The sequence below is a fragment of the Escherichia sp. KCJ4928 genome, assembly GCF_004352695.1.
Classification (GTDB): domain Bacteria; phylum Pseudomonadota; class Gammaproteobacteria; order Enterobacterales; family Enterobacteriaceae; genus ECMA0423.
On the sequence record NZ_SJWV01000580.1, the window covers coordinates 1 to 513 of the forward strand.

Annotated in this window: 1 protein-coding gene; it reads left to right on the top strand. The window is 50.7% G+C overall.

Annotated elements, in window-relative coordinates; translation table 11 throughout:
• On the top strand, nucleotides 1–513 hold a 513-nt coding region (gene traT, locus E0D98_RS25690), incomplete at both ends, for a complement resistance protein TraT (protein ID WP_276320458.1).

Sequence of the window (513 nt, forward strand, 5' to 3'; positions counted from 1 at the left end):
CAGCAATCAAGAAGCGTAATCTTGAAGTTAAAACTCAGATGAGTGAAACCATCTGGCTGGAGCCTTCCAGTGAACGCACCGTTTTCCTGCAAATCAAAAACACATCTGACAAGGATATGAGCGGATTACAGGCAAAAATCAGTGATGCCGTTAAAGCCAAAGGCTACCAGGTTGTGACCTCACCTGACAAGGCATACTACTGGATCCAGGCCAATGTCCTGAAGGCAGACAAAATGGATTTGCGGGAGTCCCAGACCTGGCTGAACAGTGGTTATGAAGGTGCCATTGCCGGTGCAGCTCTGGGAACCGGCATCACAGGATATAACTCCAGCTCTGCCGGTGCGGCGCTGGGTGTAGGGATCGCCACAGGGTTGATTGGTATGGCAGCCGATGCAATGGTGGAGGATATCAACTACACCATGATCACGGATGTGCAGATTGCAGAGCGGACAACATCTGAAGTCAGAACTGATAATGTTGCAGCTCTCCGTCAGGGAACCTCCGGTGCAAAAG